Source organism: Streptomyces sp. NPDC005483 (assembly GCF_040606035.1).
Classification (GTDB): Bacteria; Actinomycetota; Actinomycetes; order Streptomycetales; family Streptomycetaceae; genus Streptomyces.
Window position 1 is genome coordinate 54,360 of the sequence record NZ_JBEXEA010000016.1, and the last position, 22,861, is coordinate 77,220.

General features: G+C 71.0%; 21 protein-coding genes. 11 read left to right on the top strand and 10 right to left on the bottom strand.

The window, feature by feature from the left end; all coding sequences use genetic code 11:
* Window positions 1–4: 4 nt before the first annotated feature.
* Window positions 5–2,743 (top strand): bifunctional YncE family protein/alkaline phosphatase family protein, encoded by a 2,739-nt coding sequence (locus tag ABZT06_RS28530; RefSeq protein ID WP_355746848.1) that lies wholly within the window; start codon window positions 5–7, stop codon window positions 2,741–2,743.
* A 63-nt stretch (window positions 2,744–2,806) separates the two neighbouring features.
* Entirely contained in the window at window positions 2,807–3,082 is a 276-nt protein-coding gene (locus ABZT06_RS28535; protein ID WP_355746851.1) for a DUF1876 domain-containing protein, read from the top strand.
* A gap of 13 nt (window positions 3,083–3,095) precedes the next feature.
* Here ABZT06_RS28535 and ABZT06_RS28540 read toward each other — a convergent pair whose 3' ends face one another.
* From ABZT06_RS28540 to ABZT06_RS28565, 6 genes are all read right to left on the bottom strand, one after another.
* A complete protein-coding gene (locus ABZT06_RS28540) occupies window positions 3,096–4,256 on the bottom strand; it encodes a serine hydrolase domain-containing protein (protein WP_355746854.1) in 1,161 nt (386 codons plus the stop codon).
* Window positions 4,257–4,290: 34 nt separating this feature from the next.
* Entirely contained in the window at window positions 4,291–4,737 is a 447-nt protein-coding gene (locus ABZT06_RS28545) for an organic hydroperoxide resistance protein (RefSeq protein ID WP_355746857.1), read from the bottom strand.
* Between the two features lie 107 nt (window positions 4,738–4,844).
* The gene (locus ABZT06_RS28550) at window positions 4,845–5,306 is read right to left on the bottom strand and encodes a MarR family transcriptional regulator (protein ID WP_355746859.1); all 462 of its coding nucleotides are present in this window, start codon (window positions 5,304–5,306) and stop codon (window positions 4,845–4,847) included.
* A complete protein-coding gene (locus ABZT06_RS28555) occupies window positions 5,303–6,064 on the bottom strand; it encodes an ABC transporter ATP-binding protein (protein ID WP_355746861.1) in 762 nt (253 codons plus the stop codon). The genes ABZT06_RS28550 and ABZT06_RS28555 overlap by 4 nt, the downstream gene beginning before the upstream one ends.
* Window positions 6,052–6,813: a cobalt ECF transporter T component CbiQ gene (cbiQ, locus tag ABZT06_RS28560; RefSeq protein WP_355746865.1), complete on the bottom strand. Its 762-nt coding sequence runs from the start codon at window positions 6,811–6,813 to the stop codon at window positions 6,052–6,054. The genes ABZT06_RS28555 and cbiQ overlap by 13 nt, the downstream gene beginning before the upstream one ends.
* Window position 6,814: 1 nt before the next feature.
* Entirely contained in the window at window positions 6,815–7,861 is a 1,047-nt protein-coding gene (locus ABZT06_RS28565) for an energy-coupling factor ABC transporter permease (RefSeq protein WP_355746868.1), read from the bottom strand.
* A gap of 168 nt (window positions 7,862–8,029) precedes the next feature.
* Here ABZT06_RS28565 and ABZT06_RS28570 point away from each other — a divergent pair, with 168 nt between their 5' ends.
* On the top strand, window positions 8,030–8,380 hold the full coding sequence (locus ABZT06_RS28570) for an SsgA family sporulation/cell division regulator (protein WP_355746871.1): 351 nt from the start codon (window positions 8,030–8,032) through the stop codon (window positions 8,378–8,380).
* Here the strand turns inward: ABZT06_RS28570 and ABZT06_RS28575 are convergent.
* The 3 genes from ABZT06_RS28575 to ABZT06_RS28585 form a co-directional block, all read right to left on the bottom strand.
* Window positions 8,377–10,047, bottom strand: coding sequence for a penicillin-binding transpeptidase domain-containing protein (locus ABZT06_RS28575; protein WP_355746874.1), 1,671 nt, complete (start codon window positions 10,045–10,047; stop codon window positions 8,377–8,379). The two genes, ABZT06_RS28570 and ABZT06_RS28575, sit on opposite strands and share 4 nt — an antisense overlap.
* A gap of 95 nt (window positions 10,048–10,142) precedes the next feature.
* Window positions 10,143–11,765 (bottom strand): penicillin-binding transpeptidase domain-containing protein, encoded by a 1,623-nt coding sequence (locus ABZT06_RS28580; RefSeq protein ID WP_355746877.1) that lies wholly within the window; start codon window positions 11,763–11,765, stop codon window positions 10,143–10,145.
* A 124-nt stretch (window positions 11,766–11,889) separates the two neighbouring features.
* Window positions 11,890–13,629, bottom strand: coding sequence for a phospholipid carrier-dependent glycosyltransferase (locus ABZT06_RS28585; RefSeq protein ID WP_355746880.1), 1,740 nt, complete (start codon window positions 13,627–13,629; stop codon window positions 11,890–11,892).
* Between the two features lie 85 nt (window positions 13,630–13,714).
* Here ABZT06_RS28585 and rsmI point away from each other — a divergent pair, with 85 nt between their 5' ends.
* From rsmI to ABZT06_RS28625, 8 genes are all read left to right on the top strand, one after another.
* Window positions 13,715–14,563 carry a 16S rRNA (cytidine(1402)-2'-O)-methyltransferase gene (rsmI, locus tag ABZT06_RS28590; RefSeq protein WP_355746883.1) on the top strand — a complete coding sequence of 283 codons (849 nt, stop codon included), beginning with the start codon at window positions 13,715–13,717 and terminating at the stop codon, window positions 14,561–14,563.
* 247 nt (window positions 14,564–14,810) lie between these two features.
* Window positions 14,811–15,209: a hypothetical protein gene (locus ABZT06_RS28595; RefSeq protein WP_355746886.1), complete on the top strand. Its 399-nt coding sequence runs from the start codon at window positions 14,811–14,813 to the stop codon at window positions 15,207–15,209.
* Between the two features lie 46 nt (window positions 15,210–15,255).
* Window positions 15,256–16,140: a TatD family hydrolase gene (locus ABZT06_RS28600; protein WP_355746889.1), complete on the top strand. Its 885-nt coding sequence runs from the start codon at window positions 15,256–15,258 to the stop codon at window positions 16,138–16,140.
* A 111-nt stretch (window positions 16,141–16,251) separates the two neighbouring features.
* Window positions 16,252–17,628 (top strand): ubiquitin-like domain-containing protein, encoded by a 1,377-nt coding sequence (locus ABZT06_RS28605; protein ID WP_355746892.1) that lies wholly within the window; start codon window positions 16,252–16,254, stop codon window positions 17,626–17,628.
* Window positions 17,629–17,729: 101 nt separating this feature from the next.
* The gene (rsmA, locus tag ABZT06_RS28610; protein ID WP_355746894.1) at window positions 17,730–18,602 is read left to right on the top strand and encodes a 16S rRNA (adenine(1518)-N(6)/adenine(1519)-N(6))-dimethyltransferase RsmA; all 873 of its coding nucleotides are present in this window, start codon (window positions 17,730–17,732) and stop codon (window positions 18,600–18,602) included.
* Window positions 18,599–19,498: a 4-(cytidine 5'-diphospho)-2-C-methyl-D-erythritol kinase gene (locus tag ABZT06_RS28615; RefSeq protein ID WP_355746897.1), complete on the top strand. Its 900-nt coding sequence runs from the start codon at window positions 18,599–18,601 to the stop codon at window positions 19,496–19,498. Before rsmA ends, ABZT06_RS28615 begins: the two co-directional genes overlap by 4 nt.
* Before the next feature lie 49 nt (window positions 19,499–19,547).
* Window positions 19,548–21,350, top strand: coding sequence for an ABC-F family ATP-binding cassette domain-containing protein (locus tag ABZT06_RS28620; RefSeq protein WP_355746900.1), 1,803 nt, complete (start codon window positions 19,548–19,550; stop codon window positions 21,348–21,350).
* A 146-nt stretch (window positions 21,351–21,496) separates the two neighbouring features.
* The gene (locus ABZT06_RS28625) at window positions 21,497–22,192 is read left to right on the top strand and encodes a response regulator transcription factor (RefSeq protein WP_355746903.1); all 696 of its coding nucleotides are present in this window, start codon (window positions 21,497–21,499) and stop codon (window positions 22,190–22,192) included.
* Window positions 22,193–22,554: 362 nt separating this feature from the next.
* On the opposite strand, the gene ABZT06_RS28630 is transcribed toward ABZT06_RS28625, so the two are convergent.
* A complete protein-coding gene (locus ABZT06_RS28630; RefSeq protein ID WP_355746906.1) occupies window positions 22,555–22,842 on the bottom strand; it encodes a hypothetical protein in 288 nt (95 codons plus the stop codon).
* Window positions 22,843–22,861: the final 19 nt, after the last annotated feature.

Consider the following 22,861-nt stretch of genomic DNA (forward strand, 5'->3'; position numbering starts at 1 on the left):
TCCCATGCAGGTAACCCGGCAGCGCCGGAACAGCCAGAAGGTCAGACGCCTCAGCCGCCGGACCACGCTGGTGACGGCCGGCATCGCCGTCGCCCTCGGTGTCACCGGCACCGCGGTCGCCTCGACCTACCAGTTCGGCACCCAGCAGGTCGCGCAGGACACCGCCAAGGGCGAGGTCATCTCCAGCGACCAGTACCTCAAGCCGTACGGCACGCGGACCGTCATCAACGACGGCAAGATCATGTCGTCCACGGTCAGCCCGGACCACACCCACCTCGCGGCCGCGGTCGCCGACGGCGACGCCGCCCTCGTCATCATGGACCTCGCCACCGGGCAGGTGAAGCAGAAGATCGGCGCCAACGCGGCGGACGACCTGCGCATCAGCGCCGGCTCGGTCGGCCAGGAGGGGCCCACCTACTCGCCCGACGGCAAGCAGCTGTGGCTCGGACAGGCGAACGGCTACACCAAGTTCACCGTCAACGAGGACGGCACCCTCGCCGACCCGGTGGCCGTCGACATCCCGGCCGTCGGCTCCCAGCAGGCGCTGGTGGGCGCCGCGGTGTTCTCCGCCGACGGCTCCACCGTGTACTCGGCGGTCAACGGCCAGAACAAGGTGGTCGCCATCGACGCGGCGACCGGAACCATCCAGCAGAGCTGGGCCGTCGGCAACGCGCCCCGCGGACTCGCCCTGGTCGGCGGCACGTTGTACGTCAGCAACGAGGGCGGCCGTCCGGCCAAGGCCGGCGACACCACCATGAACTCCTACGGCACCCAGGTGCCGGCCAACCCCGAGACCGGTGCCTCGACATCCGGCACGGTCAGTGTCATCGACACCGCGAACCCGTCCGCCGCCGTCGGCAGCATCACCGTCGGTCTGCACCCGACCGCCGTGTACGCGAAGAAGGGCGCGGTGTTCGTCACCAACACCGCCGACAACAGCGTGTCCGTCATCGACACGCGCAAGGACAAGGTCGTCCAGACCATCGCCACCCAGCCCTGGCCCGAGGCGAAGGTCGGCTACGAGCCCGACGCGGTCACCCTCACCGACGACGGGCACCTCCTGGTGACGCTGGGCCGGGCCAACGCGGTCGCCGTCTATCGGTACAAGTCGGCGCAGGAGCCCGCCAGTTACGTCGGCCTGCTCCCCACCGACTACTTCCCCGCCGAGATCACCACCGTCGGCAAGAAGGTCGTCGTCTCCAACACCCGTGGCATAGACGCCCGCCGCCCCACCACCGCCTCCGGACACGGCACCCACGACACCACGTCGAGCCTCACCGAGTTCACGCTGCCGAGCGATTTCGTCGTCAAGGCGCAGACCGCCAAGGTCTTCCAGCAGAACGGCTGGACGCCCGACTCGGTCACCACCGCCAAGGGCACGAGCCACGCCAAGCCCGTCCCGGTCCCGGCTCGCCTCGGCGACCCCTCGACGATCAAGCACGTCTTCCTGCTCGTCAAGGAGAACCGCACCTACGACCAGGTCTACGGCGACCTCCCGCAGGGCGACGGCGACCCGGCGCTCACGACCTTCGGCGCGAACGTCACGCCCAACCAGCACGCCCTGGCCCAGCAGTTCGGCCTCTACGACAACTTCTACGACATCGGCACCAACTCCGCCGAGGGCCACAACTGGCTGATGCAGTCGGACAACCCGGAGTACACCGAGTCCTCCGCCGGTGAGTACACGCGCAGCTACGACACCGAGAACGACGTCCTCGGCCACCAGAAGTCCGGGTTCATCTGGAGCGGCGCGCAGGCGGTCGGCAAGTCGGTCAAGGACTTCGGCGAGTTCCAGTCGACGGAGACCAAGCCGGCCGGTGCCACCTGGCAGAACCTGTACTGCGACACCAAGAACATGGCCGCGACAGGGGCGCAGACCCAGTACCCCATCCAGACGGGTTCGGCGATCCCCTCGCTCAACGACGTGTCGGTGCAGGGCTTCCCGATGTTCGACCTCAGCGTCCCGGACATCTACAAGGAACAGATCTGGCAGCAGGACTTCGAGAAGAACGGCCCGGCGAACCTGAACATGTTCTGGTTCTCCAACGACCACACCGGCGGCCCGGCCAACGCCTCCGCCGAGGTCGCCGACAACGACCTCGCGGTCGGCCGCATGGTCGACGAGATCTCCCACAGCAAGTACTGGAAGGACTCCGCGATCTTCGTCGTCGAGGACGACTCCCAGAACGGCCTCGACCACGTCGACGGCCACCGGGCCCCGGTCCAGGTCATCAGCCCCTACGCCCAGCACGGCACCGTCGACAGCCACTACTACACGCAGATCACGATGATCCGCACCGTCGAGCAGATCCTCGGGATCCACCCGATGAACCAGAAGGACAGCGCGGCGACCCCGATGTACGGGGCGTTCACGGGCAAGCCGGACACCACCCCGTTCACCGCGGTCCCCAACCGCACCTCGCTGACCCTCGGCGTCAGCCCCACGCCCTCCTGCGGCCCGGACACCCCGGCCGCCCAGGACGCCGACGCGGCCCCCGCGCCGACCTCCGCGGCGGTACCGGCGGCCAAGCGGGACCTCGCCGCGCAGTGGAAGACGTGGGCCTCGCACCAGCGCCTGACCGGCGCGCACGCCGTGCCGGACTACGCCAACGCCGAGCAGATGAACCGCTACACCTGGTACCAGACGCACGACTGGACCAAGCCGTACCCCGGCGACAAGAAGGTCTACGCCCCGAACGACGTGCCCGGCGCCTACCTGCCGTCGCCGGAGTCCGACGGCTGACACCCGGTGCGCCGCCGCCCGCCGAGGAGCACCCTGGAAGCACACGCTTCGGAGGTGATCGTCATGACGCACACCGCTGTGGGATGGCACATCGAGCTGGAGTTCCAGGAGGACGACCAGCACACGCGGGCGGCGGCGATGGTCCGGTTGCCGGACGGCACCGAGGTACGCACGCACGGGCATGCCACCCGGCACCAGAGCGACAGCAACCAGCCGAGGGTAGGAGAGGAGGTCGCGGGCGCGCGCGCCCTGAACGAACTCGCGATGCAGCTGCTGACCAAGGCGCACGACGAGATCGACGAGGTGTCCGGGCGGACGTCCCACACCATCAACGTGTGAGCCTCACCAGCCGCTACAGGGCCGCCCGCACCGCCCTGACCAGCGCCTGCGCCCTCGGGTCCGCCGTGACCGTCTTGCGGAAGCCGTTGGTGACGTAGCCGAAGGCGACGCCGGTCTCCGGGTCGGCGAAGCCGAGGGAGCCGCCGCGGCCGGGGTGCCCGAAGGAGCCCGCGCCGAGGAACGGTGACGCGCTGCCGTGCAGCATGTAGCCAAGCCCGAACCGGGTGTTCACGACGAGCACCCGGTCCGGGCCCGCCGACTCCTCGGTGCGGGCGAGTTCGACCGTGGCCGGGTCGAAGAGCCGCACCCCGTCGACCTCACCGACCAGCGCCGCGTAGATCCGCGCCAGCCCGTCGGCCGTCGCGATGCCGTTGGTCGCGGGCAGGGCGCTCGCCCGGTACTCCGGTGCGTTCTGGTCGGGGAAGGGGGTGATCGCGGCGAAGGCGCGGCGGGTGAGGGAGCCGGGATCCTCGTAAGCCTCGGTGACGGACCGCTTGGGACGGGCGCGCAGAGCACCGGTGGGCTCCGGCGCCTGGATACGGCCCACCCGTCCCGCCCGCCCGGCGGCTTCCTCCGGCTCCGGCAGCCCGAGCCAGAACTCCGCACCGAGCGGCCCGGCGATCTCCCGCGCGATCCACTCGCCGGCCCCGAGCCCGGTCACCCGGCGCACCAGCTCGTCCAGCATCCAGCCATACGTCAGCGCGTGGTACCCGTGGTCCGTGCCGGGCTCCCAGACGGGCGCCTGCGCGGCGACCGCCTCGGGGCCCTTCAGCGGGTCCAGGGCCTGTTCGGGGGTGAGCGGCCGGTCGATCACCGGCAGCCCGGCCCGGTGGTTCAGCACCTGCCGGACCGGCACCCGCTCCTTGCCGCGCGCCTTGAACTCCGGCCAGTACTCGGCCACCGGCGCGTCCAGGTCCAGCTCCCCCCGCTGGTGCAGCAGCAGGGGTACGGCGGCGGCGACGCCCTTGGTCGCCGAGCGCACGACCTGCGCGGTGCCGCGCTCCCAGGGCTCGGTGCCGTCGATGTCCCTGGTGCCGGCCCACAGGTCGACGACCTTGCGCCCGTCCCGGTACACGGCGACTGCCGCGCCCCGGTCCCCGAGCGCCTCGAAGTTCCGCGCGAACACGTCCCTGACCGGCTCGAAGCCCTCGGCGACTGTGCCGTTCACGTCCACGTCCGTGCTCCTCCTGCTGCGCTCGCTGTCTGTCTCAGCCAAGCAGAATCGTCACGTCGATGTTCCCGCGGGTCGCGTTCGAGTACGGGCAGACCTCGTGGGCCGCGTCCACGAGCTTCGCCGCGAGGCCGGCGTCGAGGATCGGGAGGGAGACGCTCAGGGCGACCGCGAGGCCGTAGCCCTGCGTCCTGTTCGGGCCGATGCCGACCTTCGCGGCGACCGTCGAGCCGGTGAGGTCGTAACCGGCGCGGTTGCCGACGAGGATCAGCGCGTTGTGGAAGCAGGCGCTGTACCCGGCGGCGAACAGCTGCTCGGGGTTGGTGCCGTTGCCGTCCCCGCCGAGCGCCGGCGGCATCGCGACCTTCAGCTCGATCTGGCCGTCCTGGCTGGTGACATAGCCGTCCCGGCCGCCGTGCGCGGTGGCCTCGGCGACGTACATGATCTTCGTCGGCCGGGTGTCGACGACGGTTTCCTCAGGCATGGCTGGTCTCCCCCCGGAGAAGTGCGCGCAAGTACATCGTGCACAAGGTACCGGCCGGTAGGTCGGGGTCGGGCCACCAGGGGGTGGCAACCCCGGGTAACAGAAGGTCAGTGGGGGCGTTCGGCTGCCGCGTCCGCCCGTCGCGCGAGCCGCCGCAGGTCCTCGCGCAGCCGTGCGGCCTCGGTGCCGTCGAGAGCCGTCGCCTCGAGAAGAGCGCCCGGGAGACAGACCGCGCGCTCCCTGAGTTCCTCCGCGCGTCCCGTGCAGGCGACGAGCACCGAGCGCTCGTCGGCCGCCGCGCGCTCCCGGCGCACGAGCCCCGCCGTCTCCAGCCGCTTGAGCAACGGCGAGACCGTGCCGTAGTCGAGGCGCAGGGCGGTCGCCAGCTCCTTCACCGTCGTCTCGCCGCGCTCCCACAGCACCAGCAGCACGAGGTACTGCGGGTAGGTGAGCCCGAGCTCGTCGAGGAGCGGTCGGTACGCGGCCGTCACCGCGCGCTGGGCGGCGTACAGCGCGAAGCACAACTGGTCGTCAAGGAGCAGTGATCCGGCGTCCTCTTCGTTCGTCACGCGCCCATTGTCACGGACCGCGGATCGAATCCGAAGGGCAGCTCCAGCCGGTGGGCGCGCATCAGCTCGTCGTCGGCGAGGAGTTCGGCGGTCTTCCCGTCCGCGGCGATGGTGCCCTCGCTCAGGACCAGCGAGCGCGGGCACAGCTCCAGGGCGTACGGCAGGTCGTGCGTGACCATCAGGACCGTCACGTCCAACGAGCGCAGGATGTCGGCGAGTTCGCGGCGGGAGGCCGGGTCGAGGTTGGAGGAGGGCTCGTCCAGGACGAGGATCTCCGGCTCCATGGCGAGCACGGTCGCCACCGCCACCCGGCGGCGCTGGCCGAAGGAGAGGTGGTGCGGGGGCCGGTCCTTGAACTCCGCCATGCCGACCCTGGTGAGCGCACGGTCCACGCGCTCCTCCAGCTCGGGACCCCGAAGCCCGGCCGCCGCCGGTCCGAACGCCACGTCCTCACGCACGGTCGGCATGAAGAGCTGGTCGTCGGGGTCCTGGAAGACGATGCCGACCCGGCGCCGGACCTCCGCCATGTGCTTCTTGTCCACGGGCAGCCCGGCGACCTTCACCGTGCCCACCCCGCCGCTCAGGATGCCGTTGAGGTGCAGCACCAGGGTCGTCTTGCCGGCGCCGTTCGGGCCGAGCAGCGCGACCCGCTCGCCGCGCGCGATCGAGAAGTCCACGCCGAACAGGGCCTGGTGCCCGTCGGGGTAGGCGAAGGCGAGGCCGGAGACCTCCAGGGAAGCAGTGTTCACAGGGCCCATCCCAACACGCAGACGACAAGGGCGGCGACGGGGAGCGCGAGGGCGTACGACCACTGCGCCCGGGACGCGGTCACCTCGTCGATGACCGGCATCGAACCGGCGTACCCCCGGCTGACCATGGCCAGGTGCACGCGCTCGCCGCGTTCGTAGGAGCGGATGAACAGCGCACCGGCCGACTTCGCGAGGACGCCCCAGTGTTTGACGCCGCTCGCCTCGAACCCCCGCGACTCCCGCGCGATCCGCATCCGCCGCATCTCGTCGGTGATGACATCGCCGTAGCGGATCATGAAGGACGCGATCTGGACGAGGAGCGGCGGCAGCTTGAGCCGTTGCAGGCCGAGGAGCAGTTCGCGCAGCTCGGTGGTGGAGGCGAGGAGTACCGACGCGGCGACGCCGAGCGTGCCCTTGGCGAGCACGTTCCACGCGCCCCACAGACCGCTCACGCTCAGGGACACCCCGAGCACCTCGACCCGCTCGCCTTCCGCGACGAACGGCATGAGCACCGCGAACGCCACGAACGGCACCTCGATCAGCAGCCGCTTCAGCAGGAAGCCGGCCGGCACGCGCGCCGCGTACGCGACCGCGCCCAGGAGGACGGCGTAGAGGCCGAACGCCCACATCGCCTCGCGCGGGGTCGACACGACGACCACCACGAAGGCGAAGACCGCCGCTAGCTTGGTGTGCGGCGGCAGGGCGTGCACGGGCGAGTGCCCGTGCCGGTAGAGCCTGTGCGCGTGCCCGGCGCCCATCTCAGACGCTGCTCGTGCTGACGGGGGTGGTGTCGGCGCTGCGACGCCTGCGCACCGCCCAGAACACCGTGCTGCCCGCGACCACGGTCACGCCGACGCCGATCACGCCCGCCAGCCCCCCGGACAGGCGGGCGTTCTCGACGTCCTTCACGCCGTAGTCGGCGAGCGGCGAGTCCGCCGTGGCGTGCTTCTCGGTCCTGGCGTCGATGCCCTTGTCTGCGGCGACCTTCTCCAGCCCGTCGGGGTCGGCGGAGGCGTAGAAGCTGACGAACCCGGCGAGGACCAGGGAGGCGACGAGACCCGTGATCCAGACCTTGCGGTGGGAGCGGGCGGCGACCGGGGCCTTCTCCGCGGCGGGCACGTCGACGAGCTGTCCGTCCACCCGCAGCTTCAGCCTCTGCTGGAGGCCGCGTGCGCCGTACACCAGGTCGGGGCGTACGGCGACGACGGCGCCGACGGTCAGTGCGGTGATGACCGCCTCGCCGATGCCGATGAGGACGTGGACGCCGATCATCGCGGTGGCGACCTTGCCGAGGGAGACGTCGGTGGTGCCGCCGATCGCGTAGATCAGGGTGAAGGCGACGGCCGCGGCGGGCACCGAGAGCACGGCGGCCACGAAGGAGGCCGCGGTGATCGAACTCCGCCTGCGCGGAAGCACCTTCACCAGCCCGCGGAACACCGCGTACGCCACGACCGTGGTCACGACGGCCATGTCGGTGATGTTCACGCCGAGCGCGGTCAGGCCGCCGTCCGCGAAGAGGATGCCCTGCATGAGCAGGACGACCGAGACGCAGAGGACGCCGGTGTAGGGGCCCACGAGGATCGCGGCCAGTGCCCCGCCGAGCAGATGTCCGCTGGTCCCCGCGGCGACGGGGAAGTTCAGCATCTGCACGGCGAAGATGAACGCCGCGACCAGGCCCGCCAGGGGTGCGGTGCGTTCGTCCAGTTCGCGGCGGGCACCGCGCAGGCTCACCGCGACGGCGGCGGCGGCGACCACGCCGGTCGCCGCCGAGATGGGGGCGTCTATGAATCCGTCAGGCACATGCACCGTTCGATGATAGTGGCTTGTTGCGAACTCTTTGCAAGAGGGCAGTGCCACGAACAGCAAGTCGAAGGCTTTCGGCTCCGGGGGCGGAACACGGGAAATGTGCGACGCTGGGGAGGGAATGGATGCACAGATTCCGCACAGGTTACGCAGCGTGAGAGGGCCGTCACGATGTCTGTAGTCGAACAGTACGCGCGAGCCCACATCGTCTCGGACGTGGACATCGCGGAGGACGAGGCGGTCCCGGTGGTCCTGCGCTACGACCCGGAAACCGACCCGCGCTCGGTACGGATCGGGCTGCCGGGCACACCCGAGTGGACGTTCTCCCGGGCGCTCCTCGAACAGGGACTCCGGGCTCCGGTCGGCACCGGTGAGGTACGGGTGTGGCCGTGCGGGCGGGTGCAGGCCGTGGTGGAGTTCCACTCGCCGCAGGGGGTGTCGGTGGTGCAGTTCGAGCAGAAGACCCTGCTCAGGTTCCTGCGGCGGACGTACATGGCGGCGGCCACTCCGGTTCGGGGCTAGCCGCCCATCTTCAGCAGGGCCGCCACGATCGGGCCCGCCGTGTCGCCGCCGTGGCCGCCCGCCTGGACGACGCCCGCGGCCGCGAGGTCGCCCCGGTACGCGGTGAACCAGCCGTTCGGCTTCTTCTGGCCGTCGACCTCCGCCGAGCCGGTCTTCGCGCCGACGTTGCCGTAGACCCCGGACATCGCCTCGGCCGCCGTACCGTAGCCCGCCGTGTACGCCATCAGCTCCCGCAGCTGCGACAGCGTGCCCGAGGACATCGTGCGCGAGGCGGTGGCCAGCGTGCGGTGGTCGACCGAGGGGGAGACCAGGTAGGGCTGCTTGAAGGTGCCCGACTCGACGGTGGCGGAGACCGACGCCATGTTCAGCGGGTTCATCCGGACCGCGCCCTGGCCGATGAGTGAGGCCGCCTTCTGGGCCGCGCTCTGCACCGGAACCGAGCCGTCGAAGGACGGGACGCCGATCGCCCAGTTGTCCATGGACAGGCCGAAGACCTGCTGGGCCTGCTTGGTGAGGCTGTCGTTGTCCAGCTTGCCCGCCTGGCTGATGAAGGCGGTGTTGCAGGAGCGGGCGAAGCTCGCCTTGAAGGTGCCGCCCTTGATCTCGAACTTGTCGTCGTTCTGGAACTTCCAGCCGCCGTACGTGGAGTACTTGGGGCACGGGTGCGGCTTGTCCGCCGACGCGAGGTCCTTCTCGATGAGCAGCGAGGAGGTGATGACCTTCATCGTGGAGCCCGGGGCGAGGGAGCCCTGGAAGGCGGTGTTGAAGCCGTGGCCGGCGTTGGCCACCGCGAGGATCTCCCCGGTCGAGGGGCGCAGGACCACGACCGAGGACTTCGCCTGCTTGGCGACCTGCGCCTCGGCCGCCGCCTGGAGCGTCGGGTTCAGGGTCGTCTTCACCGTCCCCGGGGTGCCCTTGCTGAGCTCCACCAGGGTCTTGTCGGAGGACTTGGAGCCCTTTCCGCGGATCACCCGCAGCTCGATGCCGGCCTTGCCGCCGGCCTCCTTGCCGTACTTCTCGCGCAGGCCGTCCAGCACCGTGCCCAGCGACGGGTACTTGGCCGCGGTGATCTCGCCGCCGTCCCGGTCGACCGCCTTGATCGGCGGGGTCCCGGACTCGCCGGTGACCAGGGTGTCACCGTCCTTCAGGTCGGGGTGGACGACCGAGGCGGTCCAGGCGACCTGCGGCTTCCCGGTGGCGGTGTTGCGGACGACGGTCAGTGAACCGGCGTAGGTGAGCGGCTTGGTGAGGCCCTTGTACGTCACCGTGCCCTTCACGGAGAAGGGCACCTTGGCACCGGTGCGGGTGCCCGGGGTGAGGGTGACGCCGGTGATGTGGGCGTCCTTGGTGTAGCCGGTGAGCAGGGTGGTGGCGGCCTTGGTGTCGCTCGTCGCGGCGGCGGCCGTGCTCACCCTGCCCTGCTGCCAGGAGGTCAGGAAGGTGGTCGCGGTGGTGGTGACCTCCGTCGCGGACAGCGGGCCGGTCTTGACCTTCGGCTTGTGGTCGGCGGACGCGGACGTGTTCTGCGTCCGGTCGTCGGCCGCGGCCCCGGCGCCGTACAGCGCGTAGACGCCGATGCCGGCGCCGGCGACGACCACGGCGATCATCCCGCCGACCACGGCGGGCTTGGTCTTCCGTCGCTCGGCGACGCGCCTTCTGTTACCCACGACTTACGCTTCCTCCGCGCTGTTCAGGGTCCCCGTTGCCCTCATCAGTCCCAACGACGGCAACAGCCTAGAGTCCCCGTCCCGCCCGGGTGACTTCAGCCGGCCGCTCGTAGCACAGCTGCGACAATCGGGCCGGCCGCGTCGCCGCCGTGGCCGCCCTCCTCGGTCATGGCCGCCGCCGCCATGTCGTCGCGGAAGCCGGTGAACCAGCTGTTGGACACCTGCTGTCCGTCGACCTCTGCGGAACCGGTCTTCGCGCCGATGTCGCCGCCGAGCCCCGACATCGCCTTGACCGCCGTGCCCTGGGTCGCGGTGAGCCGCATCATCTGCTTCAGCTGGGAGGCGGTGTTGTACGGCAGCCCCTTGGCGGTGGCCAGCTCGCGGTCGTCGAGCTTCGGTGAGACCAGGTAGGGCTGGCGGAAGGCGCCGGTGATCGCGGTGGCCGTCACCGAGGCCATGTTCAGCGGGTTCATCTGGACCTGGCCCTGGCCTATCGCGTTCGCCGCGCGGTCCGGGCCGCTGACCGCGGGCACCTTCCCGTCGAAGGAGACGATGCCGGTCTTCCAGTCCTCGCCGATCCCGAACCGGTTCTGGGCCTCCAGCGTCAGCGACTCGTCGGTGAGCGGCTTCTCGTCGATCAGCTTGATGAAGGCGGTGTTGCAGGACCGCATGAAGCTGTTGGCGAGCGAGGCGCTCTCGTTGGGCTGCATGCCGGTGAGGTTCTTGAAGGTCTGCCCCTGCCATACGGCGTCGGGCGGACAGGGAGCCGGGCCGTTCATCGAGGTCACGCCGTTGTCGATGAGCATCGCGGCGGTGATGATCTTCATCGTGGAGCCGGGGGCCTTGGTGCCCTCGAAGGCCGCGTTGAAGGCGTCCGTACGGTTGTTGGCCACGGCCAGCACCTCGCCGGTGCTGGGCTTCACGGCGACGACCGAGGACTGCTTGTACAGCTTCACGGCTTTCTCGGCGGCCGCCTGCGCGCTCGCGCTGATGGTGGTCTGCAGCTTGCCCGCCTTGCCCTCGGCGAGGGTCAGCAGGGAGGTGTCGGGGGCCTGGTCCGGGTGCTTGATGACCAGCTCGATCCCGGGGGTGCCGCCGGCCTTGTCCCCGTACTTGTCGCGCAGGGCGTCCAGGACCGGGCCCAGCGACGGGTACTTCTCCTTGGTGAGCACCTTGCCGCTGCGGTCCACCGCCTCGATGGCCGGGTTCTCGGACTCGCCGGTGACGAGCCGGTCGTCCCGCTGGAGCTTCGGATACACCAGGGAGGGCCGCCAGTCGACGAGCGCTTTCCCGGTGGTCACCCCGCGCACGACCGTCAGCTTGCTCTCGTACGCCAGCGGCTTCGACTTCCCGTCGTACGACACCGTCGCCTTCACGCTGTACGGCACGGTCGCGCCGGTGGCCTTGCCGGGCGTGATGTGCACGTCACCGATGTGCGCGTCCGTCCCGTAGGCCGTCAGCAGCACCTCGGCCGCGGTGCTGTTGTTGGTCAACGCCGCCGCGCTCGCGGCGTTGCCCTTCTCCCAGGCGGCGAAGAAGTCCTTGGAGGTCTCCGCGATCTCGTCGGCACCGGGCGGCCCGCTCCGCTTGGCGTCCCCGACCCCGCCGCTGCCGTCGTCGCTCAGCGCCGACACGAAGTTGTACGCCCCGTATCCGGCCCCGCCGACCATCACGGCGAACACCGTGCTGACGACAGCGACCTTCACCCCCTTGGCCATGGTGTGGCCCCCTCCCCGATTCCCCGTTGTTGTGGGCAGCCTAAGCGGGAGGTGTGACAGCAGGGGTGAGAGTTTCCTGATTCGTTGAAGCGGGTGCTCAATCACACATGTGAACGCAGGGCCGCTAGACCCACGTGTCCAGCCACATCCGCGACCGCCAGTTGTCGATCGGGATCGCCGTTCCCGTGTACAGCGGCCAGAAGTAGATGAAGTTCCAGGTGATCAGGAGGACCAGGACACCGGCTGCCGTGGCGCCTGCCACGCGGCGGGTCTCACTGGCGCGTGGGGGGCCCAGGAGGGCGCCGATGAGCATGGCCACGGCCAGGCAGAGGAAGGGCAGGAAGACGATCGTGTAGAAGAAGAAGATCGTGCGCTCCTGGTAGTTGAACCAGGGGAGGTAGCCGGCCGCGACACCGCAGGCGATGGCACCGGCACGCCAGTCGCGGCGGAAGAACCAGCGCCACAGGACGTACAGGATCGCGAAGCAGGCGGCCCACCAGAGCAGGGGCGTGCCGATGGCCAGGACCTCCCGCGCGCACTTCTCGCCCGCGTCGGCCGGGCAGCCGTCGGTGCCGGGCGAGGGGGACTCGTAGAAGTACGAGACCGGGCGGGCGTCGACGATCCAGCTCCACGGGTTGGACATGTACGTGTGCGGCGAGGACAGGCCGACGTTGAACTTGTAGACCTCGTGCTCGTAGTGGATCAGGCTGCGCCACCAGTCGGGCAGGAAGGTCCAGCTGCCGCCCTTGCCGTCGGTCGCGGCCCAGTTGCGGTAGTAGCCGCCGGTGCCGTCCGACGGGGAGAGGATCCAGCCGATCCAGGAGGTGAGGTAGGTGACGACCGCGACCGGCACCATGGCCAGGAACGCGATGCCGAGGTCGTACTTGAGGACCGCCTCATAGGGGCGGGCGGCGCCCGCGACCTTGCGGGAGCCGACGTCCCACAGGACCGTCATGATGCCGAAGGCGGCCAGGAAGAACAGGCCGTTCCACTTGGTGCCCATGGCGAGGCCCAGGAGCAGGCCCGCCAGCCAGCGGTAGGGGCGCCATCCCAGGCGCAGGGTGTCCGCGATGTGCGCGTCGGGGCGCACTAGGCCGTACGAGTCCACCGGCAGCGCGGCCGCGAGTTTCTCCCGGGCCCGGTCGCGGTCGATGACCAGACAGGCGAACGCGGCCAGCACGAAGAACATCAGCACACCGTCGAGCAGCGCGGTCCGTGCCATCACGAAGGCGAGGCCGTCCACGGTCATCAGCGCGCCCGCCAGGCAGCCGAGGAACGTGGAGCGGAAGATGCGACGGCCCACCCGGCACACGATCAGCACCGACAGCGTCCCGAGCAGCGCCGTCATGAAGCGCCAGCCGAACGGGTCGAACCCGAACATCAGCTCGCCGAGCCCGATGACGTACTTGCCGACCGGCGGATGCACCACATAGGCGGCGTCCGTCGGCAGCGCGACATGCCCGTTCGAGGACAGGATCTGGCTGTCGACGTTCTTGCCCCAGCTGAGCTCGAAGCCGCGGTGGACGAGTGCCCACGCGTCCTTGGCGTAGTACGTCTCGTCGAATATGACCTTCCTCGGGCTGCCCAGGTTCCAGAACCGCATCAGCCCCGCCACCAGCGTCACCAGCAGCGGCCCGAGCCAGCCCGACCAGCGCGCGATCCGCTCGGCGAGCACCCCGGGCACGCCCAGGACCTGCCACAGCCGCGGACTGGGTGCGACGAACGGCGGCACCAGGCGCTCCCGCACGTCGCTTCTGGCCTCGGGCGTGTAGCCGAAACGGCGCAGCCTCTGCTGCCACGACGGCCGCCGGTCCTGGGGGGCCTGGTCCTGCCGGGTGTCCGTGGAGGACGCGGTACTGGTCACCGCGCCATCGTAAGGAACAGCGCTGTGTGAGTCCCGTGCATGGGCGGATGCGTCCTCTTCGGGGCGCTGCTGGAAGGATGGGGACGTGACTGGAACCCTTGTCCTGGCAGGCACCCCCATCGGCGACATCGCGGACGCTCCTCCCCGGCTCGCGGCCGAACTGGCCGGGGCCGACGTGGTCGCGGCCGAGGACACCCGGCGGCTGCGGCGGCTGACCCAGGGTCTCGGCGTGACGCCCAAGGGGCGGATCGTGTCGTACTTCGAGGGCAACGAGGCCGCCCGTACGCCCGAACTGGTCGACGAACTCCTCGGCGGCGCGCGCGTGTTGCTCGTCACCGACGCCGGGATGCCCTCGGTGTCCGACCCCGGGTACCGGCTGGTCGCCGCGGCCGTGGAGAAGGACATCCGGGTCACCGCCGTACCGGGACCGTCCGCGGTGCTCACCGCGCTGGCGCTGTCCGGGCTGCCCGTGGACCGGTTCTGCTTCGAGGGGTTCCTGCCGCGCAAGGGCGGCGAGCGGCTGTCGCGGCTGCGGGAGGTCGCCGAGGAGCGGCGCACCCTGGTGTACTTCGAGGCCCCCCACCGGCTCGACGACACGCTGGCGGCCATGGCCGAGGTGTTCGGGGCGGAGCGGCGAGCAGCGGTGTGCCGGGAGCTGACCAAGACGTACGAGGAGGTCAAGCGGGGGACGCTGGGCGAGCTCGCCGAGTGGGCCGCCGAAGGGGTCCGGGGCGAGATCACCGTCGTCGTCGAGGGGGCGCCCGAGAAGGGGGCCGGGGAGCTCGACGACGTGGAGCTGGTGCGCAGGGTGCGGGTGCGTGAGGAGGCGGGGGAGCGGCGCAAGGAGGCGATCGCCGCGGTGGCCGTCGAGGCGGGAGTGCCCAAGCGGGTCGTTTTCGATGCGGTCGTCGCGGCGAAGAACGCCCCTGCCTGACGGCGCTCCATGAGGTGGGTCACACCCCCTCTGAGCAGGGCGCATGACTTCTGAGCATGCGCCCCATGTGCGAGCAAAGCGGTGTCTCGGAATGCAAAGCTCCGCGCCGCCCGGCGGGCCGTTTTGGCAAGGAAGGTCCAAATCGGCTCCAACAGTCGACAGGCCTGTCGCCATCGTGGCCCGGGAGGCGTCCACTGGGGTGAGGGACGTACCCGTCCTTCGAACCAGCGGACACACAGGAGCTGGCATGAGCGAGATCGCAGGGCACCCCGGTGCGACAGCTGTCGTCAACGAGTCCTACTCCTTCGCCTGCATGCGCTGCGGGCACGGGTGGGAGCAGTCGTACGAGATAGAGCACCACATCGACGGCGACGGCCGGGAGTTCGTGCAGTACATGGTGGACGGACGGGTCGTGCCCTCTCCGCTCTCCAAGCCCGCGTGTGCGAACTGCGACCACCACGTCGTACGGATCATGCGGCCCGGCCGGGTCGCGTCCGCTCGTGACGCGGCGCACCGTCAGCACCCCACGCCCCCCGCCGGGCCCGTGGAGGCGACGACGACCGGGGACGGCGCCCAGGTGGCGGCCGGGGACCACCACTGGCACCTGGCCGACCTGCTGCACGTCTTCCAGCGCAAGGCGAGCTGACCGCTCCCCCGTCCGGCCGAGCATGCCCCTTTCGTAGGATCGGGGCATGCCTTCGAACAGCCCCCGCGAGAAGAACGCGGCCCCGCCGCTCCCGGAGCCCCTGCGGGTGACCGTCGCCGACTCCCACACCCACCTGGACATGCAGGACGGGACCGTGGAGGAGGGGCTCGCGAAAGCCGCGTCGGTCGGGGTGACCACGGTCGTCCAGGTCGGCTGCGACGTCCGCGGCTCGCGGTGGGCGGCCGAGACGGCGGCCCGGTACGACGCCGTCCACGCCACCGTCGCCCTGCACCCCAACGAGGCGCCCCGGATCGTCCACGGCGACCCCGACGGCTGGTCGAGGCAGGGCGCGCGCCAGGCGGGGGGCACGTCGGCGCTCGACGAGGCGCTCGCGGAGATCGACCGTCTGGCCGCACTCCCGCAGGTCAAGGGCGTCGGCGAGACCGGCCTCGACCACTTCCGCACCGGGCCCGAGGGCAAGGAGGCGCAGGAGGCGTCCTTCCGCGCCCACATCGAGATGGCCAAGCGGCACGGCAAGGCGCTCGTCATCCACGACCGTGACGCCCACGCGGACGTCCTGCGCGTGCTGAAGGAGGAGGGCGCCCCCGAGCGCACCGTCTTCCACTGCTACTCCGGTGACGCCGAGATGGCGCAGATCTGCGCCGGGGCCGGATACTTCATGTCCTTCGCCGGCAACGTCACCTTCAAGAACGCCCAGAACCTGCGGGACGCGGTGGCCGTCGCCCCCCTCGAACTCCTCCTCGTGGAGACCGACGCGCCCTTCCTGACGCCGGCGCCGTACCGCGGACGGCCCAACGCCCCCTATCTCATTCCGGTCACGGTGCGCGCCATGGCCGCCGTGCGTGGCATCGACGAGGACGCCTTGGCCACGGCACTCGCCGCCAACACCGCACGCGCCTTCGGGTACTGACGGGGTAGCGACCCCCTCGAACGTAACTCCGGGTAGCCGCGTCGCTTTGGAGAGTGACGATCGCTCCGCTAGGTTCTGTGGGCCCGATCCGGACCCCTGGAGCGTGTCGTCGTGAGCAACTCGCAGTACGAGACGTACGAGGCCTACGAGGCGTACGGCCCGACCCCACCGTACGATCCCTCGGCGTACGGCGGTCCAGACGCGCCGCCCACCGGCCCGGACACCGCGCAGACGCTCGACTACGGGCTGTACGGGGCGCCGGACATGGCACACACCCAGCCCTACGAGGACACCTACCGGCCCGCGTACGAGATGCCGGAGTCACCGCTCCCGCGCCAGGCCGCGGTGGGCGGCCGGGCCGCCCACCGGCGCAGGACCCGGTATGCGGAGCGGCCGGACAGCGCGATGCGGCGACTGCTTCCGCAGGCGCTGGTCGTCGCCTTCCTCGCCGGAGGCACCACCGCGTTCGTCGCCAAGGACAAGGCGATCGAGCTCACCGTCGACGGCAGGCCGCGCACCCTGCACACCTTCGCGGACGACGTGGGCGAACTGCTCGCCGAGGAGGGTGTCGCGGTCGGGGCGCACGACGTGGTCGCACCCGCACCCGGCGAGCAGCTCGCCAGCGGGGACGAGGTCGCGGTGCGTTACGGGCGTCCCCTGCGCCTCACGCTCGACGGGCACCCGCGCGAGGTGTGGACCACGGCACGGACGGTGGACGGGGCGCTCGAACAGCTCGGGGTGCGTGCGGAGGGCGCGTACCTGTCCACCTCGCGCTCCCGGCGGATCGGGCGGGAGGGGCTCGAACTGGCCGTGCGGACCGAGCGGACCGTGACGATCATGGCCGACGGCCGGGCACGGACGATCCGGACGAACGCGGCGACCGTGGCGGAGGCCGTCGAGGAGGCCGGGGTCACGCTGAGCGGGATGGACACCACCTCGGTGGCTCCGGGGAGCTTTCCCCGCGAGGGGCAGACCGTCACGGTGCTGCGGATCACCGCGAGCAGGGAAGTGCGCGAGGAGCAGATCCCCTTCCGGGAGGAGCGGAGCGCGGACGCCTCCCTCTTCAAGGGCACGGAGGTCGTGGAGCGGGCGGGGGTACCGGGGGTACGGCGGATCACGTACTCCCTGCGGACCGTCAACGGCGTGAAGCAGAAGCCGCGGCGGATCAGGGTCGAGGAGGTGCGGGACCCCCGGGCGCAGGTGGTCAGGGTGGGCACGAAGCCGAAGCCGACGTCCGTGCAGGGCGCGGACCACCTGAACTGGCAGGGCCTGGCGCACTGCGAGTCGGGTGGCCGCCCCGACGCGGTGGACCCGTCAGGGACCTACGGCGGCCTCTACCAGTTCGACACGAGGACCTGGCAGGCGCTCGGAGGCTCCGGCCGCCCCCAGGACGCGCCCGCGGCCGAGCAGACGCTCCGCGCGAAGAAGCTGTACGTACGACGGGGGGCGAGTCCCTGGCCGCATTGCGGGGGCCGCCTGCACGGATGAGGGTGTCTGGACCCACCTCTCAGGGGCGCGGGGCTGATCAATGTGTGGCTCCGCCACACGGGCGCGACCAGCCCCCACCGGCCCGCAGATAGGCTGTGTGCGTGAGCAGCCCCTCCCCAGACGCCCTCCTCGGGCCCGCCGACATCCGCGAACTCGCGGCCGCCCTAGGCGTACGCCCCACCAAGCAGCGCGGCCAGAACTTCGTGATCGACGCGAACACGGTCCGCAGGATCGTGCGGACCGCCGACGTCCGCGACGACGACGTGGTCGTGGAGGTCGGCCCAGGGCTCGGCTCGCTCACCCTCGCGCTCCTGGAAGCCGCCGCGCACGTGACCGCCGTCGAGATCGACGACGTGCTCGCGTCGGCGCTCCCCGCCACCGTCGCCGCCCGCATGCCGGACCGGGCAGCGCACTTCGCCCTCGTGCACTCCGACGCCATGCACGTCACCGAGTTGCCGGGCCCCGCGCCCACCGCGCTCGTCGCCAACCTCCCCTACAACGTCGCCGTCCCCGTGCTGCTCCACATGCTCGACACCTTCCCGAGCATCGAGCGCACCCTCGTCATGGTCCAGGCGGAGGTCGCCGACCGGCTCGCCGCACCGCCCGGTTCGAAGGTGTACGGCGTCCCGTCCGTGAAGGCCAACTGGTACGCCGAGGTCAAGCGGGCCGGGTCGATCGGCCGCACCGTGTTCTGGCCCGCGCCGAACGTCGACAGCGGGCTCGTCGCGCTGACCCGCAGGACCGAGCCGATCAAGACCACCGCGTCGAAGCGCGAGGTGTTCGCCGTCGTCGACGCCGCCTTCGCCCAGCGCCGCAAGACGCTGCGCGCCGCCCTCGCCGGATGGGCGGGTTCGGCCGCGGCCGCCGAGACGGCCCTCGTGGCGGCGGGGGTCTCACCCCAGGCCCGCGGGGAGTCGCTCACCGTCGAGGAGTTCGCGCGCATCGCAGAGAGCAAGGAGCCGGTCGAGCAGTGAGCGTCACCGTCCGCGTCCCCGCCAAGGTCAACGTCCAGCTCGCCGTCGGCGCCGCCCGCCCCGATGGCTTCCACGACCTGGCCAACGTCTTCCTCGCGGTCGGCCTCCACGACGAGGTGACCGTGACCCCCGCCGACGAGCTCCGCGTCACCTGCGAGGGCCCCGACGCCGCCCAGGTCCCCCTCGACCGTTCGAACCTCGCGGCCCGCGCGGCGATCGCCCTCGCGGAGCGCCACGGTCTGGATCCCGCCGTCCACCTCCACATCGCCAAGGACATCCCCGTCGCCGGCGGCATGGCGGGCGGCAGCGCGGACGGCGCGGGTGCGCTGCTGGCCTGCGACGCACTGTGGGGGACCGGCTCCTCCCGCGCGGAACTGCTCGACATCTGCGCCGAGTTGGGCAGTGACGTGCCGTTCAGCCTGGTGGGCGGGGCCGCGCTCGGGACGGGACGAGGGGAGAAGCTCAGGACGCTGGAGGTCGGCGGCAGCTTCTCCTGGGTCTTCGCGATGGCGGAGCGCGGGCTGTCGACCCCGGCCGTCTTCCGGGAGTTCGACCGGCTCACCGAGGGCCTCGACGTCCCCGCGCCCGTCGCCTCCGAGCAACTGCTCGACGCGCTGGCCGACGGCGACCCGGACGCGCTCGCCGCCGCCGTCTCCAACGACCTCCAGCCCGCCGCCCTCTCGCTCTTCCCGGAACTCTCCGGCACCCTCGCGGCCGGCAGCGCCGCGGGCGCCCTCGCCGGGCTCGTCTCGGGGTCGGGCCCGACCACGGCGTTCCTCGCCCGCGACGCGGGGTCCGCGGCGAAGATCGCGGACGCACTGCGCGCCTCCGGCACCTGCCGGACGGTGCGTACGGCGTCGGGGCCGGTGCCGGGTGCGACGGTGATGGGGCCCTAGCGGTCGGACTACCCTGGAAGGTCGATCGATCCCCCTGGGCAGGAGAGAAATGGCCGTCAATCTGGTCAATGTCGAGAACGTCAGCAAGGTGTACGGCACCCGTGCCCTGCTGGACGGTGTCTCGCTCGGCGTCTCCGAGGGCGATCGCATCGGCGTCGTGGGCCGCAACGGCGACGGCAAGACCACCCTGATCCGCATGCTCGCCAAGCTGGAGGACGCCGACACCGGACGCGTCACGCACTCCGGCGGACTGCGCCTCGGCGTCCTCACCCAGCACGACTCCCTCGACCCGGCCGCCACCGTCCGGCACGAGGTCATCCGGGACATGGCCGACCACGAGTGGGCCGGCAACGCCAAGATCCGCGACGTGCTGACCGGGCTGTTCGGCGGGCTCGACCTGCCCGGCTTCCCGCAGGGCCTCGACACCGTCATCGCACCGCTCTCCGGTGGCGAGCGCCGCCGTATCGCCCTCGCCAAGCTGCTCATCGAGGAACAGGACCTGGTCGTCCTCGACGAGCCCACCAACCACCTCGACGTCGAGGGCATCTCCTGGCTGGCCAAGCACCTGCGCGAGCGGCGCTCGGCGCTCGTGTGCGTCACCCACGACCGGTGGTTCCTCGACCAGGTCTGCACCCGCATGTGGGACGTGCAGAAGGGCGACGTCTTCGAGTACGAGGGCGGCTACTCCGACTACGTCTTCGCGCGTGCCGAGCGCGAGCGGATCGCCGCCACCGAGGAGACCAAGCGGCAGAACCTCGTCCGCAAGGAGCTGGCCTGGCTCAGGCGCGGCGCCCCCGCCCGTACGTCCAAGCCGCGCTTCCGTGTCGAGGCCGCCAACGAGCTCATCGCCGACGTGCCGCCGCCGCGGGACAGCAGCGAGCTGATGAAGTTCGCCTCCTCGCGGCTGGGCAAGACCGTCTTCGAGCTGGAGGACGTGACCGTCCAGGCCGGGCCCAAGGTGCTGCTCAAGCATGTGACGTGGCAGCTCGGCCCCGGGGACCGGATCGGTCTCGTCGGGGTCAACGGCGCCGGCAAGACGTCCCTGCTGCGCGCCATGGCCGAGGCCGCGCGGACCGAGGGCGAGACACAGCCCGCGGGCGGACGGGTCGTGGTCGGCAGGACCGTCAAGCTCGCCTATCTGTCGCAGGAGGTCGCCGAACTCGACCCGGCGCTGCGGGTACTGGAGGCCGTGCAGCAGGTGCGGGAGCGCGTCGACCTCGGCAAGGGGCGCGAGATGACCGCCGGGCAACTCTGCGAGACCTTCGGTTTCAACAAGGAGAAGCAGTGGACGCCGGTCGGGGATCTCTCGGGTGGTGAGCGGCGGCGGCTGCAGCTGCTGCGGCTGCTGATGGACGAGCCGAACGTGCTGTTCCTGGACGAGCCCACGAACGACCTCGACATCGAGACGCTGACCCAGCTGGAAGACGTCCTCGACGGGTGGCCCGGCTCGATGGTCGTCATCTCCCACGACCGGTTCTTCGTCGAGCGGACGACCGACCGGGTCTTCGCGCTGCTCGGGGACGCCACCCTGCGGATGCTGCCGCGCGGTATCGACGAGTACCTGGAGCGGCGACAGCGGATGGAGGAGGCGGCCGCCGCCTCGGCGCCCGTGGTGGAGAAGCCCGCCGTCGAGCGGAGCTCCGCCGATCAGCGGGCCGCCAAGAAGGAACTCCAGAAGATCGAGCGGCAGCTCGACAAGATCTCCGAGAAGGAGACCAAGCTGCACGCCCTGATCGCCGACAACGCCACCGACTTCGCCAAGGTGGCCTCCCTCGACGCCGAACTGCGGGACCTCGCCGGGGAGCGGGAGGAGCTGGAGATGCGGTGGCTGGAGCTCGCCGAGGACGCGTGAGGTCTTTCAACCGCGAATGAGGCGAAATCCAGAAATTACATCGATCCGGGGCACTTCTCACCAGTAGGGGAAGCGCAACGTCGAACAAGCGTGTAGCTTCCGGGGGCATTCACGCGGATCCATTGGGGGGACTGGGGGGTTGCTCGATGGGAGTTCGGCTCATGGTGGTCGACGACCACCGATTGCTCGCCGAGGCGCTGGCCTCGGCGCTGAAACTGCGCGGGCACCGGGTGCTCGCGGCGGCGGCGCCTGCCGCGGGGGCGGCGGAGCTGGTGATCAGCCGGGCGCCCGAGGTGTGCCTGCTGGGGACGGCCACGCCGGCCGAGCCGGGGATGTTCGATCCGGTCGTGAAGATAAAGCGGGAGCGGCCGCAGGTGGCGGTGCTGGTGCTGGGACCGGTCCCCAGCCCTCGGGGGATCGCCGCCGCCTTCGCCGCGGGGGCCTCCGGCTATGTGCGGCACGACGAGCGGATAGAGGGCGTCGAGCGGGCGATCATGAAGGCCCGGGCGGGGGAGGCGGCCGTTGCCCCGCAGTTGCTCCAGGGGGCGTTCAGTGAGCTGCTGAATCCCGCGGCCCAGCCGGATGACGAGGGGCAGCGGTTGCTCCAGATGCTGACGCCTCGGGAGGTGGAGGTGCTGGTGCGGGTGGCCGACGGGGAGGACACGCGGCTGATCGCGGCGGGGATGGGGATAGCGCCGTCCACCGCCCGTACCCATGTGCAGCGGGTCCTGATGAAACTGGGCGTGGGCTCCCGCTTGGAGGCGGCGGCGTTGGCTGCGCGGACGGGGTTGCTGGATCGGGCGGGTCCTGTACCGCAGTCTCCGGTGGTGGGGCCGGGGTAGGCGGTCGGGGGCCTGGGGTCGTCGGGTGTCTGCGGGCCGGTGGGGGCGGGCGTTGTGCGCAGTTCCCCGCGCCCCTGAATGCCTGCGGCGGCCTGTGCGGGTTCGGTGGGGGCTGGTCGCGCAGTTCCCCGCGCTCCTGATGCCTGCGGCGCAGCTGCGGCCCGGTGGGGCGGGGGGTGACTGCAACCCCCCAGGGGCGCAGCTGCCCGCGCGACCAGCCACAACGGACCCGCACCCGCCGACGACCCGACCCGGGCACGCCTCTAGGCGACCCGCTCAAGCCCAGCGCAGCTGCCCGCGCGACCAGCCACAACCCACCCGCACCCGCCCGACGACCCGACCCGGCACCCCCCGGCGCCGCCCTACTCCTCAGGTGTCTCCAGCTGTGGCGGCACCACCGGCTTCAGTTTCTGCCAGACCAGGAAGAAGATGCCGAGGAGCAGCATCCCCAACCCGGTCCAGAGGTTGATGTTGACGCCCTCGGCCTTGTCGAGGGTGGCGTCGGAGGGGTTGATTCCGGCGATCGTGACGATGATGCCGTAGAGGACGAACAGGCCGCCGATGATGCGGCGCAGGTCGAAGATGCGGGCAGCCGTCGCCGACTTCGCCTGGAGTTCGGAGACTTCCCGCTGGACGTCGTGTTCGGACATGGTTTCTCAATCCTCCGAG